The organism is Geothrix paludis, from assembly GCF_022808815.1.
Taxonomy (GTDB): Bacteria; Acidobacteriota; Holophagae; order Holophagales; family Holophagaceae; genus Geothrix; species Geothrix paludis.
This window is the reverse complement of the sequence record NZ_JAKZLC010000001.1, coordinates 528,419-540,643: the sequence shown is the minus strand read 5'-3', so window position 1 is coordinate 540,643 and position 12,225 is coordinate 528,419. Positions and strand designations below refer to the sequence as shown.

Here is a 12,225-nt window from a genome sequence, read left to right as displayed (position 1 = left end):
CCGGGGCGAGCCCATCCACAATTGGTACCCCATTGATCGATCTCCACTGCCATACCCTCCACTCGGACGGCACTGATACACCGGAGCGCCTGGCGCTGCTTGGCGAGGAAGCCGGGTTGACGGCCCTCTGTCTCACGGACCACGACACCCTGGGCGGCATCCCGGAGTTCCTGGCCATGCAGCCGAAAGTGAAGGTGCGCCTCCTGGTGGGCACCGAGCTGAGCTGCCGCTTCCTGGGCCGCTCCCTGCACGTGCTGGGCCTCCTGGTGGATCCCGCCGACGCCCGGTTCCAGGGCCGCCTGGACGAGCTGCGGTCGCGCCGGGATGACCGCAACCGCCGCATGCTCGCCCGCCTGGCCGAGCTGGGCTGCCCCATCACCTACGAAGATGTCCGGGCCCAGGCCGAGACCCCTCTCATCTCCCGGGTCCATTTCGCCAAGGCCCTCGCGGCCCGGGGTTTCGTCAAGCGGGCGCCGGAGGCCTTCGAGCGCCTCATCGGAGACGACTGCCCGGGCTTCGTGCCGCGGGAGGAGCTGAGCCCCGCGGAGGCGACTCGCTGGATCCGCGAGGCCGGCGGCGTCCCCGTCGTGGCTCATCCGGGACGCTTCGCGGGCGGTTCCTTCCGCTGGGACGAGGCCATGAAGGATCTCCAGCGCGAAGGCATGGAGGGCCTGGAGGGCTACTACGGCGAATACCGGGCGGCGGAGCAGAAGCACTTCGTGGCCCTGGCGGCGCGCCTCGGCATGGTGGTCACCGGCGGCAGCGACTACCACGGCGCCAACAAACCGGGTCTGCGCCTGGGCGCGGGCCGGGGCGGGCTCAAGGTGCCGGACAGCCTCCTGGACGACCTGGAAAGACAGCAAAAAGAGGGAACTTACCGCTGATTGCCGATAGGCTGGAGAAAACGAGGCAGCCATGGCAGAGCGCATCCTCCTGGTGGAGGACGACCCGATCAACATCAAGTTCATCCAGACCGTGCTGATCAAGAAGGGCGGTTACGAGGTGCTGGTGTCGGAGGAGGTCGATGAGATCCTCCGGCTCGCCCGGGAGGCCGACCTGAAGGCCATCATCATGGACGTGAGCCTCTCCCGCTCGAGCTACCAGGGCCAGAAGGTGGACGGGATCTTCATCACCAAGCTGCTCAAGGGGGATGAAGCCACCCGTCGGATCCCCGTGCTGCTGGCCACCGCCCACGCCATGTTCGGAGACCGGGAAAAGTACCTGGAGCTGACGGGCGCGGAAGGCTACATCTCGAAGCCGATCCACGATCCCGCGGCCCTCATCGAGGCGGTGAAATCCGTCGCCGGAGACTGAAGGTGGCTGCGAAACCCGTTCCCTACACCGCATTCCGCCTGCTGGTGGAATACGACGGCAGCCGCTTCCACGGCTGGCAGAAGCAAGGCCCCAAGCAGACCCGCGAAGGCGTCCGCACCGTGGCGGGCAGCCTGGAGCACGCCATCCACGAAGCGGGCCTGCGGCTCGTCTACCTGGGCGGCGCCGGGCGCACGGACGCCGGCGTGCACGCCCTGGGGCAGGTCGCCCACCTGCATCTGGAGACCAAAGGCGCGCCGCGACCCGGCGAGTTGCGAAGGATCTTCGACGCCACCCTGCCCCAGGACATCGCCATCCGTGACGTCCGGTCCTGCGCGCCGCGCTTCCACGCCAGGTTCGACGCCGTCGACCGCACCTACCTCTACCAGATCAGCCGGCGGCGCAGCGCCTTCGGCAAGCCATGGATCTGGTGGGTGAAGCGCAGCCTGGACCTGGACCGGCTGCGGAAGACCTGGACCGCCTTCGAAGGCGACCAGGACCTGGGCTCCTTCGCGGACCTGGACGCCGAGGAGGATGGGCTGAGCCGGATCCTCCGCTGCGAGGTCGCCGAATCGGGGTCCCTCGTGTTGCTGCGGGTCCGCGCCACCCACTTCTTCCGCCGTCAGGTGCGGCGCATGGTCGGCGCCTCTGTGGCCTGCGCCCTGGGCGAAGAGGAACCTCGCCGGGTGCTGGAGGATCTCCATGCGCCCACCGAGGCGGCGAACCTGTACTGGGCGGCCAAGGCGGCCCCGGCCTCCGGCTTGTTCCTGGAATCCGTGCGCTATCCCGGGGATCCCGAACCCGCGCCGCTCAGCCCGGCCATCCCCATCTACTGAGGCCCGTGATGCTCACCCGCGATGAAGCCTGGACCCTGCTCTGCCAGTGGACGCCCTCCGAGAAGCTGCGGACCCATGCCCGGGCCGTGGAACTGGTGATGCGCGACCTGGCCGAGAAGCTGGGAGAGGACGCCGGGCGCTTCGGCCTGGCGGGCCTGCTGCACGACGCGGACTACGACAGCTGGCCAGAGGAGCATCCCAAGCGCATCGTCGCCTGGCTCCGCGAGCGGGGCGAGACGGAGCTGGCCCACGCCATCAGCGCCCACTACACCCGCTGGAACGTCCCCTACGACCACCTGCTGGACAAGGCCCTGCTGGCCTCGGACGAGATCACGGGTTTCGTCATGGCCTGCGCCCTGGTGCGCCCCACCCGCACCGAGGGCCTGGAGCCGAAGAGCGTGAAGAAGAAGCTCAAGGACAAGGCCTTCGCCGCGGGCGTGGACCGCTTCGAGGTGGCCGAGGGCTTCCGCATGCTCCAGGAGGCCGTCGGAGGCACTGAGGAGGAGCACCTGGCCCGCATCATCGCCGTGCTGCATCAGAACCGCGGGGAACTCGGCCTGGCCTAGCGGACGAAGGCTTCGCCCAGGGTCTCGGCGATGCGCCGGCGCCGGAGGATGAGCGTCCGGAGGTATTCCTGCTTCTCCAGCAGTGCTGCCCGGCGGGCCTGGGCCCCGGGGCCCTCCTGAGGCATCGAGAGGGCCTCCACTTCGGCGCGTGCCCGGGCTTCGGCCGCGGCCACCCGGATGACCCGAATCTCCCGCTTCGCGGCGGGGGCTCCCCAGTTGTTCTCGGTCCACAGAGGCTCGAAGGAGGCCTCCGACAGGGCCACATGCGTCCGCCCATCCACGTCCCGGCGCTGCTCGAAGATGGCCTGGAGCGCCGCGCCGTCGCGGCTATCGCCCCCCGCCACCGGGAACAGGTCGGCCCGGTACATGCGGTCCTGGTTGCTGATGAAGTTGCCCAGGGAATAGGCCACCAGGGCCTTGCGGCCACCCGCCTCCATGATTTCCGCGGGCTGCAGGACGTGAGGATGGTGGCCCAGCACCACGTCGCAGCCGGCCTCCACCAGCCGCCTGGCGATATCCCGCTGGCGCTTGGTGGGCTGGCGCTGGTACTCGTTGCCCCAGTGGACGCTCACCACCACCAGGTCGGCCCGGGAGCGCGCCTCCCGCACGGCGGCCACGGCGGGCTCCAGGTCCAGGGGACGCACCCAAGGTTCCGTGGCCTTACGGTCGAGGTTCACGTTGAAGATGTCCGTGAACCCCAGGAAGGCCACCTTCAGCCCCTGCCGTTCGACGATCTGGAGCGCCTCCGCCCTGGGCCGGTCCTCCCCGCTGCCCACCGCGAGCAACTGCTCGGCCCGCAGGCGGTCCAGGGTCTCGCGAACGCCCTTCATCCCCTGGTCGAAAGCATGGTTGTTGGCCGTGGAGAGCACGGTGAATCCGCTTGCCCGAAGGGCCCCCGGCAGGGTCGCCGGGGCATTGAACTGGAAGGGCACGCCGGGACGGCCGGTGGCCGGCGCCACGGGCGTCTCCAGGTTGCCGAAGGCCAGGTCCGCGCCGCGGAAGAGGGGCACGAGATCCGCCCAGAGCGCCGGAAAGCCCTGCGGCGCATGCTCTGCGGAGGCCTTGACGTCCTGGTGCATGAGGATGTCCCCCACGGCCACCAGGCGGAGGCGCGGCGGAGGTGGCGGCGGTGGGGGCACGCGGCGGGAACGACAGCCCACCAGGGTGCCCAGCCCCGCCGCCAGGATCGCGGCGGCGAAAGACCCTCGGGAGCGCATCAGCCCCAGGCCTCCGGCCCGTAGTAGACCTCGATCGGCAGGCTGGGCAGCCGGGCGCCCACCTGCGCCGCGAGGTCATCCATCTCCTGCCGGGACAGGGGGCGGGCCTCGGCTTCCGGCGTGGGCCGCGCCACCGTGTAGAGCTGGATGGCCCGGAGCCGGCCGCCCTGGGCCAGGATGGCCTCCAGCCGGTCGCAGTAGGCCGCCACCTCGTCGGCGGAGGGCCCCTGCCCCTTCCAGCTGAGGAAGAGGGTCTGGATGAGGATGGGCCAGCGCCGGGCCGTGGCCAGGAGGTTGTCGAGGATCTTCTGGAAGGGCACCTGGCTGCGGCAGATCTCGCGGTAGAAGGCCTCGGTGCCTGCGTCGAGCTTGGCCCAGATCTCGCCCTGGTTCGCCATGAGCGTCTCCAGGCCCTTCACCACCTCGGGGGCCTGCAGGCGGCTGGAATCCGTGATGAGAACGAGCTTAACCAGGTCGAGGCCGCGCTGCTTCTTGAGGCTGGCGACCCTCGCCACCACCTCGGCGAACTCGCGGGCCGTGGTGGGCTCGCCGTCGCCGCTGAAGGCGATGTCGTTGAGCCGCCGCTGCTCGGGACGGGCCGAATCGAAGGGCGGGATACCATAGATCTCGCCGCTGGTGGCCAGGTCCAGCAGCAGGCCCAGCTCCTTGTCCAGCAGGTCCAGATCCAGATCCTTCCGCTTGGCGGGCGTGAGCCGGTCCACCTCGCAATAGACGCAATCGAAGTTGCAGACCTTGTCCGGGTTCAGGTTCACGCCCAGGCTCACCCCGCGGCTCCGCCGTGAGATCACGGGGTAGCAATAGTCGAAATCCCGCCAGACGCGGCGGTGATCCAGATGGGCCTTGATGAGATCCGTCATGCCACCAGGATACGCCCTTCAGGCCTGGCCGCTCCGGGCCCGGTGGGCCTCCGCGGCGGCCTGGACCGCCTCGGGTTTCCACAGGATGGGCTCGGGATGCTGCCCTTCGTCCACGGCCACCATGACGAATTCGCCGCTGGTGACGGCCCGCCTCGCATCGGTCACCGGCTGGTAGACCTGCACCTCCATCTGGAAGGTCATGCTGGTGCGCCCCTGCCGGGTCATGCCCACATAGAACTCGATGATCTCCCCCGCCCTCACGGGGCTGTGGAAGACCAGCTCGGAGACCTTGAGCGTGAGGAACCGGCGGTTCCGGGACATGAGCGAAGCGGTGATCCCCGCCACCTTGTCCATGCGGGACATCATGTCGCCGCCGAACAGCGTGGCGTTGAGGCCGATGTCCTGGTCCAGGACCATCTCTCTGGATATCAGCATGTGCCCTCCGTCCCCAGCATAGCGGCGCTACCAGGCCCTGGAGGCGACGAGGATGGCCGTGACCAGACCACCCAGGGCCAGGATGGCGGACAGGAGGCGCGGGCCAGCCAGCCGGGTCCAGAGCAGCGTCCCACTCAGGGCAAGGAAGACCAGGGCTCCCGCGAAGCAGTCCGTGAGCAGGATCCAACCGGTCTGTCCGGCCTCGGCCTTGTGCAGGCGCTGGAGGGTCTCGACGACGTTCGCATCGCTCCGCTCCACCTCCACCGTCCGGTTGCCCGGCAGGTAGATGGCGCGGGAGAAGTGGGCATGGCCTCCCACCTGGATCAACCACTGGGCGGAGGCTTTCACGTCCTGGCCGCCGAACCGCGCGGATTTGGGAGGCAGCACCCGCGACCGGATGCGGCTCATGGGAACCCCGAACCGGGTGGCGAGGATGCCCGCCAGGTCCTCGATGGTCGCCGGCGGCTGGTCCAGCTCCAGCTGCACCTTGTGAGCCTCCACCTGTCCCGCCTCGATCTTCATGACGGCGCGGTGGTTCTGGAGGAACCCCGTCAATCCGAACAGCAGGCCGAAGGCTGCTCCGCTCAGGCCCACCCAGGCATGGAAGCGCCGAAGATGGCGCAGGAATGCGCTCCGGCGGGATTCGGATCGGGAACCAGAATTTGGCGTCATGACAGTCATCATGCAGCCTCCGAGCCTGCTCCGTGAAGGCGCAAAACGAAGGCGGCCCCGAGGGGCCGCCTTGTTCCGGTCAGGATCGAAGGGCTACTTCAACCGCTCGGCCAGGGCCTTGCCCATGTCGGCGGGGCTCTGCACCACGGTGATGCCCGCGGCGGTGAGGGCCTTCATCTTCTCGGCGGCGGTGCCCTTGCCCCCGGAAATGATGGCGCCCGCGTGGCCCATGCGGCGCCCCGGAGGGGCCGTCTGGCCGGCGATGAAGGCCACCACGGGCTTCTTCATGTTGGCCTTCACCCAGGCGGCGGCGTCTTCCTCGGCGCTGCCGCCGATCTCGCCGATCATGATGACGGCGTGGGTGTCGGGGTCGTTGTTGAACATCTCCAGCGCGTCGATGTGGCTGGTGCCGCTGACCGGGTCGCCGCCGATGCCGATGCAGGTGCTCTGGCCGATGCCAAGGGCGGTGAGCTGGCCCACGGCCTCATAGGTCAGGGTGCCGGAGCGGCTGACCACGCCCACGTTCCCCTGCTTGTGGATGCGGCCGGGCATGATGCCGATCTTGGCCAGGCCGGGGCTGATGATGCCGGGGCAGTTGGGGCCGATGAGCCGGCTCTTGGGGTAGTTGGGAAGCACCCGCTTGACCTTGACCATGTCGAGGACGGGAATGCCCTCGGTGATGCAGACGACCAGCTCGATGCCCGCGTCGAGGGCTTCGAGGATGGCGTCCGCCGCGGCCACGGGGGGCACGAAGATCATGGTGGCGTTGGCGCCGGTCTTGGCGACGGCATCCTTGACGGTGTTGAAGACGGGGAAGCCTTCGATCTCCGTGCCGCCCTTGCCGGGAGTCACGCCACCGACCACGTTCGTGCCGTAGTCGCGGCAGCCCTTGGCATGGAAGAGGCCTTCGCGGCCCGTGATGCCCTGGACGATGAGTTTGGTGTGGTTGCCCACGAGAACAGCCATGTCATACCTCTCGAAAATGTGATTCCAGGTTCCGTGGATGGACCTACTTGATGGAGGCGACCACCTTCTCGGCGGCATCCTTCAGGTCGGCTCCGACGATGAGGTTCAGGCCGCTTTCCGCGAGGATCTTCTTGCCCTCCTCGACGTTGGTGCCTTCGAGGCGGACGACCACCGGCACCTTGATGCCGATCTCCTTGGCCGCGTTCACGATGCCCGAGGCCACGATGTCGCAGCGCATGATGCCGCCGAAGATGTTCACCAGCACGGCCTTCACGGACTTGTCCTGGAGGATGATGCGGAAGGCGTTCTTCACCGCGTCCTCGGTGGCGCTGCCGCCCACGTCCAGGAAGTTGGCCGGGGAGCTGCCGCAGTACTTGATGATGTCCATGGTGGCCATGGCCAGGCCCGCGCCGTTCACCATGCAGCCGATGCTGCCATCGAGCTTGATGAAGTTCAGGTTGTACTTGCTGGCTTCCACTTCCTCTTCCGCTTCCTCGTTGAGGTCGCGGTAGGCCAGGACATCCGGGTGGCGGACGAGGCCGTTGTCATCGAAACCGATCTTGGCGTCGAGCGCGGTCACGTCGCCCTGCTTGGTGACGACCAGCGGGTTGATCTCCACCATGGAGCAGTCCTTCTCCACGAAGAGGCGGTACAGGTTCTGCAGGAAGACCACGCCCTTCTTGAAGGCGTCGCCCTCGAGGCCGAGGGCGAAGGCCACCTGGCGGGCCTGGAAGCCGCTGAGGCCCAGGGCCGGATCGATGGCGACCTTGACGATCTTCTCGGGGGTCTTCTCGGCCACTTCCTCGATCTCCACGCCGCCTTCGGTGGAGGCCAGGATGGTGACCCGGCTGGTGACGCGGTCCACCAGGAAGCTCAGGTAGAGCTCGCGCTCGATATCGATGGGCTTGGAGATGAACACCGTGCGGACCTTGCGGCCCTCGGCGCCAGTCTGCTTGGTGACAAGCTGCATGCCGATCATGGCCTTGAACAGCTCGGCGGCCTTGTCGGGATCCGTCGCGAACTTCACGCCACCGCCCTTGCCACGGCCGCCGGCGTGGATCTGCGCCTTGACGACGCTGGCTCCGCCGAACTCCTTGGTGATCATGCGGGCCTCTTCAGCGTCCTGGGCGACCTTCCCGTCGGGCGTGGCCACCTTGTACTGCCGCAGCAGCTCTTTGGCTTGGTATTCGTGGATATTCATGCTCACTCCCGAAAAGGTCGCCTTCCAGTCTACCGCCCGGGCCGGCGCGGCCGAACCCTGAAGGCTGTGACTCGTGGCATCCTTTTAAGCAGGAGCTGTCCATGCCCCAGATCGACCGGCTGCTGTCCCACGTCATCGCTCGCGGAGGCCGCCGCCTCCACCTGGTGGCCGACCAGAAACCCCGCCTCGAGCTCAAGACCGGCGAGGCCATGGACCTCCTGCCCAACCCCCTCCCCGCGCTGATGGTGGAGGTCCTGGCCAGCGAAGTGGTTCCCGGAGACCTCAAAGCCTCCTGGCAGATGGAAGGAAAGGCCCAGTTCCAGCACGAGCTGGACGGGCAGACCTTCGGAATCCGGCTGGATCGGGAAGGTGGGATCCCCGTCCTCATCGCGGAATGGCTGGGTCCGGTACCTCCCCGTCCGGCCGCCCCCCCGCCCGCTCCGGCGGCCTCACCCCTGCGGTCCGAGCGGAGCCAGGGCCATCCTCTGGCGGAGCGCCTGTTCTCGGCGCTTCTCTCGAAGCAGGGCTCCGACCTCCACTGCACGTCCATGGAACCCCCCCTGGTCCGCGTCCACGGGGACATGAAGGAAATGGAGGGTTTCGACCGCCTGGAACCCGCCACCCTGCTGGAGATGATGGAGGCCCTGGCGACTCCGGCGGCCTGGCATCACTTCCAGGAACACCACGACGCGGACTTCGCGTACGCCTACGAGGCGGGCGGCTGCCGCCTGCGCGTGAATTACTTCATGGATCGCGTCGGCCCCGGCCTGGTCTGCCGCGTGATCCCGAACCAGCTCCCCGACCCCGACAAGCTGGGCCTCCCCGATCCCATCCGGCGTCTCTGCGACCTCTCCAAGGGCCTGGTGCTGGTGACCGGTCCCACGGGCAGCGGCAAGTCCACCACCCTGGCGGCCATCATCGACCTGGCCAACCAGAAGCGCCACGACCACATCCTCACCATCGAGGACCCCATCGAGTTCGTGCACCCCCGCAAAGGGTGCCTGGTGAACCAGCGCGAGGTGGGAACCCATACGGACGGGTTCAAGAACGGCCTCCGCGCGGCCCTGCGCGAGGACCCCGACATCATCCTCGTGGGCGAGATGCGCGACCTGGAAACCATCGCCATCGCCCTGGAGACCGCCATCACGGGCCACCTGGTCTTCGGCACCCTGCACACCAGCAGCGCCATCGGCACCATCGACCGAATCGTGGACCAGTTCCCCGCGGACCGGCAGCAGCAGATCCGCGTGATGCTGGCGGACGCGCTCAAGTGCGTGGTGAGCCAGACCCTGCTCAAGAAGATCGGCGGTGGCCGCATCGCCGCCCTGGAGACCCTCTTCATCAGCCCCGCCATCGCCAACCTCATCCGCGAGGGCAAGAACTTCCAGATCCCCAGCGCCATGCAGACGGGCCGGAGCTACGGCCAGAGGCTCATGAACGATGCCCTGGTGGAGCTCATCAAGGACAAGAAGGTGGAGCCCATGGAGGCCTACCTCAAGTGCCCCGACAAGGAGAGCTTCATCGCGGCCTGCAAACGGGCCGGGATCCCGTTCGATCTGCGGCTGGGGGAAGTCGAGAGCTAGAGCCCTCCCCTTGCGCGGCTGAACCTGCATCCCATGCTGGGTACCACCTGCGGGTGAGGGCGCGTGTGTCCATCCACCCCGGCCTCCGGTTTCCGGTCCCGCCGATGGAGACACGCCAAAAGTCTCCTTGATTCATAATGATGTATCCAGCACGCCTGGATCCGCACGCCATGACATCTGTCCTGGAGGTGGAACATGACCCAGCACCTGGGCAAGTCCCCCCGGTCATATGGATCGGCCGCCACGAAGGGGCCCCTGCTCCATCCGAAAGCGCGGAGAGGGGTGGCGGTGGTCGCGGTCCTTCCCTTCTTGAATCCACGGCCAGACGGCGTCGACGACCACCTCGGCGAGGGCACCGCCGATGAGGTGCTTCAGGGTCTCAACCGGATCGAAGGTCTCCAGGTCATGTCCAGGACCACCTCCTTCCGGTATGGAGACTCACCCTTCTCGCCCGCGGAGGTCGGCCGGCGGCTGCGCGCCACCGCCATCCTGGCGGGCACGCTCATGCAGGAGGGGACCCTCCTGACCCTGAACACGACCCTGGTGGATGTGAAATCGGGCAAGGTGACCTGGGCCAAGCCCTATGTCTTCAGCCGCCAGGAGCTCTTCGCCACCCTCGACGATGTCATCCGCTGCGTGGCCTCGGCCCTGCATGTGCCCGCCCCTGGGCATACCCGGCACGCGGTGGGACTGGACGCCTACGACTACTACCTGAGGGGCCGCCAGTACTACTTCCGCTTCAGCCGCCAGGGCATGGGCTTCGCCGCCCAGATGTTCCGGCATTCCCTGGACCTGGACCCGGCCTTCCCTTCCGCCTGGGCAGGCCTGGCCAACTGCGCGGCCTACAGCTACATCTACCTCGATCGCGCCGAGACGCAGAGGGAGCTGGCAGAGTCCTGCAGCCGGAAGGCCCTGGAACTGGATCCCGGCCTGGCGGAGGCCCACGCCTCCCGGGGGGTGGCCCTCTCCGCGGCCGGCCTTGCCGACGAGGCGGAGGAGGCCTTCGAGACGGCCCTCCGGCTGGACCCCAACCTCTACGAGGCCGCCTATTTCTACGCGCGCCACTGCTTCGCCACCGGCAAGCCGGAGCGGGCCATCGAGTTCTTCGAATGGGCGGCGGCCCTCCGTCCGGAAGACTTCCAGGCGATCCTGCTCGTGGCGCAGGTCTACCACAGCCTGGGCCTGGAGGATGAGGCGGAACGCGCCCGCAGATCCGGTCTCGCCCTGGTGGAGGAGCGCCTGGAGCGGGTGCCCGACGATGTGCGGGCCCGTTACCTGGGGGCCAACGCCCTGGTGGCGCTGGGCGATCGGGAGAAGGGCCTGACCTGGGCCCGGATGGCCCGGAGCCTGGACCCCGACGACCCCATGCTCCTCTACAACCTGGGCTGCATCCACGCCCTGGCTGACGCCCCGGAGGAGAGTCTGGATTGCCTTGAACGCGCGGTGGCCGGCGGCCTGACCCAGAAGGGCTGGTTCCTCCACGACGGCGACCTGGATTCCGTGCGGTCGCACCCGCGGTTCCAGGATCTGATGGTCCGCCTCGGGGACTGAGCGGGGGACCTCACATGCTCCGCGATAGCAGGGCCTCGGGGATCTCCCGCAGCAGGCCCCCGGTGGCGTCGTCCCCCTTCACGGCCGACACCTGGACGACGGCGTTCCGGGAGGCCTTGAGCGCCAGCTCCCTCGTTTCGGAGAGCGCGTCATGCCGCGTGATGAGATCCCGGAGCCGGGCCTCTTCGTCGGGCGGGATGGGCACTTCCTCGCCCCGATCCCAGATGGTCCGGACCAGGGACCGGGCCTCGTCCGGGGCCTTCTCCAGCAGGGTGAGCATGGGCAGGGTGAGCTTGCCCTCGCGCAGGTCGCTGAAGGCCGGCTTGCCCAGCTGCTCGCTGGTGGCGGTGTAGTCCAGGAGGTCGTCCACCAGCTGGAAGGCCCGGCCCACTTCGAGGCCATACTGGCGCATGGCGACGCATTCCTCCTCGCTCCGGCCCGTGAGGACGGCGCCCGTCTCCGTGCAGCCGCTGAACAGCAGCGCCGTCTTCCGCTCCTGGATATCGAAGTAGTCCTTGCGGCTGGTATCGAGCTTGAAGAGCACATCGTTCTGGATCAGCTCACCCTCGATCATGCGGGTGGTGACCTCCGCGAAGATCTCCATCATCCGCCAGCTGCGTCCGGCGATGGCCTCGTTCATGGCCACAAGGTAGAGCAGATCGCCGAACAATACCGTCAGCGTGTTGCCCCACAACCGGTTGAGGGTGGGCATGCCCCGACGGAGCTGGGCATGGTCGATGACATCGTCATGCACCAGGGTGGCCGTGTGGATCAGCTCGAAGACGGCGCCGAAGCGCACATCCTCATCGTTGGGCACGCCGCAGAACCGCGACGCCAGCATCACCAGGGCCGGCCGCAGGCGCTTCCCCTGCCCGCCCCGGACATGGTCGGCCAGCTTCTGGACCACCTCCACGTCACTCTGGAGGATGCGCTGGAGCTCCGCCTCCACACCCGCCAGCTTGGGGGCGATGGGGAGGAAGTAGCGGGAGAGGTCGAGTCGGCTCAACGA

At 68.0% G+C, this 12,225-nt stretch carries 13 protein-coding genes; 6 read left to right on the top strand and 7 right to left on the bottom strand.

Features of this window, described 5'->3' with window-relative positions; genetic code table 11:
* The first annotated feature begins 32 nt into the window (after positions 1-32).
* From MLE64_RS02495 to MLE64_RS02480, 4 genes are read left to right on the top strand one after another with little or no spacing between them, the layout of a single operon-like run.
* Positions 33-884, top strand: coding sequence for a PHP domain-containing protein (locus tag MLE64_RS02495; RefSeq protein WP_243315465.1), 852 nt, complete (start codon positions 33-35; stop codon positions 882-884).
* 31 nt (positions 885-915) lie between these two features.
* Positions 916-1,314, top strand: a complete 399-nt coding sequence (locus tag MLE64_RS02490; protein ID WP_243315463.1) for a response regulator — start codon at positions 916-918, stop codon at positions 1,312-1,314.
* A 2-nt stretch (positions 1,315-1,316) separates the two neighbouring features.
* Complete coding sequence (locus MLE64_RS02485) at positions 1,317-2,147, top strand: tRNA pseudouridine synthase A (protein WP_243315461.1); 831 nt, start codon at positions 1,317-1,319, stop codon at positions 2,145-2,147.
* Between the two features lie 8 nt (positions 2,148-2,155).
* Entirely contained in the window at positions 2,156-2,713 is a 558-nt protein-coding gene (locus MLE64_RS02480) for an HD domain-containing protein (RefSeq protein ID WP_243315459.1), read from the top strand.
* Here MLE64_RS02480 and MLE64_RS15675 read toward each other — a convergent pair.
* The 6 genes from MLE64_RS15675 to sucC all read right to left on the bottom strand — a co-directional run bounded on the left by MLE64_RS15675 (position 2,710) and on the right by sucC (position 8,082).
* On the bottom strand, positions 2,710-3,930 hold the full coding sequence (locus MLE64_RS15675) for a CapA family protein (protein WP_279342853.1): 1,221 nt from the start codon (positions 3,928-3,930) through the stop codon (positions 2,710-2,712). The genes MLE64_RS02480 and MLE64_RS15675 overlap by 4 nt on opposite strands.
* Positions 3,930-4,808 carry a radical SAM protein gene (locus tag MLE64_RS02470; RefSeq protein WP_243315458.1) on the bottom strand — a complete coding sequence of 293 codons (879 nt, stop codon included), beginning with the start codon at positions 4,806-4,808 and terminating at the stop codon, positions 3,930-3,932. The genes MLE64_RS15675 and MLE64_RS02470 overlap by 1 nt, the downstream gene beginning before the upstream one ends.
* Positions 4,809-4,826: 18 nt before the next feature.
* Positions 4,827-5,243 (bottom strand): acyl-CoA thioesterase, encoded by a 417-nt coding sequence (locus MLE64_RS02465; protein WP_243315456.1) that lies wholly within the window; start codon positions 5,241-5,243, stop codon positions 4,827-4,829.
* A 27-nt stretch (positions 5,244-5,270) separates the two neighbouring features.
* Entirely contained in the window at positions 5,271-5,927 is a 657-nt protein-coding gene (locus tag MLE64_RS02460) for a PepSY-associated TM helix domain-containing protein (RefSeq protein WP_243315454.1), read from the bottom strand.
* Positions 5,928-6,008: 81 nt separating this feature from the next.
* Entirely contained in the window at positions 6,009-6,881 is an 873-nt protein-coding gene (gene sucD, locus MLE64_RS02455; RefSeq protein ID WP_243286236.1) for a succinate--CoA ligase subunit alpha, read from the bottom strand.
* A gap of 43 nt (positions 6,882-6,924) precedes the next feature.
* Entirely contained in the window at positions 6,925-8,082 is a 1,158-nt protein-coding gene (gene sucC, locus MLE64_RS02450) for an ADP-forming succinate--CoA ligase subunit beta (RefSeq protein ID WP_243293637.1), read from the bottom strand.
* A gap of 101 nt (positions 8,083-8,183) precedes the next feature.
* Here sucC and MLE64_RS02445 point away from each other — a divergent pair, with 101 nt between their 5' ends.
* A complete protein-coding gene (locus tag MLE64_RS02445; RefSeq protein ID WP_243315452.1) occupies positions 8,184-9,665 on the top strand; it encodes a type IV pilus twitching motility protein PilT in 1,482 nt (493 codons plus the stop codon).
* Positions 9,666-9,860: 195 nt separating this feature from the next.
* Positions 9,861-11,216, top strand: a complete 1,356-nt coding sequence (locus MLE64_RS02440; RefSeq protein ID WP_243315450.1) for a TPR end-of-group domain-containing protein — start codon at positions 9,861-9,863, stop codon at positions 11,214-11,216.
* 10 nt (positions 11,217-11,226) lie between these two features.
* Here MLE64_RS02440 and MLE64_RS02435 read toward each other — a convergent pair whose 3' ends face one another.
* Positions 11,227-12,222 carry a polyprenyl synthetase family protein gene (locus MLE64_RS02435; protein WP_243315448.1) on the bottom strand — a complete coding sequence of 332 codons (996 nt, stop codon included), beginning with the start codon at positions 12,220-12,222 and terminating at the stop codon, positions 11,227-11,229.
* Between the last annotated feature and the right edge of the window lie 3 nt (positions 12,223-12,225).